Annotated in this window: 1 protein-coding gene, 1 tRNA gene and 1 pseudogene; all 3 read left to right on the top strand. The window is 68.1% G+C overall.

Annotation, left to right across the window (positions count from 1 at the left end; all coding sequences use genetic code 11):
- Positions 1–675 (top strand): MerR family transcriptional regulator (locus I5M_RS29925; protein ID WP_022722377.1); only part of this gene is annotated, 675 nt, incomplete at its 5' end.
- A gap of 261 nt (positions 676–936) precedes the next feature.
- Positions 937–1,014 (top strand) — tRNA-Pro (locus I5M_RS16360).
- 230 nt (positions 1,015–1,244) lie between these two features.
- A pseudogene (locus I5M_RS16355) lies at positions 1,245–1,443 on the top strand (hypothetical protein); the annotation flags it as partial.

Here is a 1,443-nt window from a genome sequence, read left to right as displayed (position 1 = left end):
CCGCAGCACGTGCTGCGGTTCTGGGAGACACGCTTCACCCAGATCAAGCCGATGAAGCGGTCCGGCGGCCGGCGCTATTATCGCCCGGACGACGTCGATCTGCTCAAGGGCATCCGCCGTCTGCTGTACGGCGAGGGCTACACCATCCGCGGTGTGCAGCGGATCCTGAAAGAGCACGGCATCAAGTCGGTGCAGCGGCTGGCCGACGCCGACGCGGTGGCGAGCTTCGGTGCGGTCGAGGCTGCGATCTCCCGCACCGTCACCGAGGACGACGATTACGCGCCCGTCCACGGCATCGACCTCGACGATGATGATTACGAAGGCGAGGACGAAGGCCTCGACCTGCACGCCGCGCTCGGCGAGCCCGACCGCGCCGCGCCGGCGCCGCCGCCGTCGACCCGCGGCAGCGGCAACTTCGAGGCGCGCCGCGCCCCGAGCTTCGACCAGCCCGCGCCCAAGCGCCCGGCATTCGAGGAGGAAGACGAGGACGAAATCGGCCTCAGCGCGCCGCACGGCGCCGCCGATGACGAAGACGACGACTTCAACCTGCCGCCGCTGGATTTCTCATCGTCCGCCCCGGCAACGCCGCCGGTCGATTTGGCGCCGCTGCGCGCCGTGCTGAGCGAGTTGTTGGCCGCCCGCGCGCTGCTCGATGCGGCCATGAAGGACGGGTAGGGGGCGGGCCGTAGGGCGGATAAGCGCAGCGCCATCCGCCATCCAGCGCCGGCCCAAAAGCCGCCTTCGCCTGCTCACGTGCGCAGTTTGGCGGATGACGCCTACGGCTTATCCGCCCTACGGTCCGTGCGCCGTGGCGCAGGAGGGCCGATTTCCGCGTTCTCGGCAGGGGAAGGTTCGCCCGCGGCTTGCGCGAAAGGCGGATCGAAGCTACAGCATCAAGGCCGGATGGCAGCCCGAAACGGCGGCCCGGAATGGCATCGGAGCGTGGCGCAGCCCGGTTAGCGCACTAGTCTGGGAGACTAGGGGTCGAAGGTTCAAATCCTTTCGCTCCGACCATTTTTCCCTTCGCGATATTTGGCCCGCCGCCTGTAGGGGCGCACAAGCCGGAGGCGGCATCCGCCGATCAGCGCGGCTGGCAGGCGGTACATCGCCGATGGGCATGCCGTCGGCATCAGGCAGCGCTCAACCACAACCTTTCCCTTTACCCAGCGTCTCAGACACCCGAATCCGCCTTGCCCGGCGCGTCGCCTTTGCAATTGGATGGCGGCCGCAAGATGGGGGCTCAAATGCGGATTGTACTCGTCGCGGCGCTCGGCGCTGCGCTGGCCGGCTGTGCGTCGGCATCGTCGGATATTGCGCCGAGCTATGTGTCGCCGGTCGCCTACCAAAACTACACTTGCCAGCAGCTCGCTCAGGAAGCCCAGGCGGTGTCGAGCCGGGCAGCGACGCTGTCCGGCGTGCAGGACAATCAGCGCACCAAGGACG

Origin of the sequence: Rhodopseudomonas sp. B29 (genome assembly GCF_000333455.1) — a bacterium.
Classification (GTDB): Bacteria; Pseudomonadota; Alphaproteobacteria; order Rhizobiales; family Xanthobacteraceae; genus Rhodopseudomonas.
The sequence above is the reverse complement of the archived record's forward strand: the minus strand, read 5'-3'. Positions and strand labels throughout refer to the sequence as shown.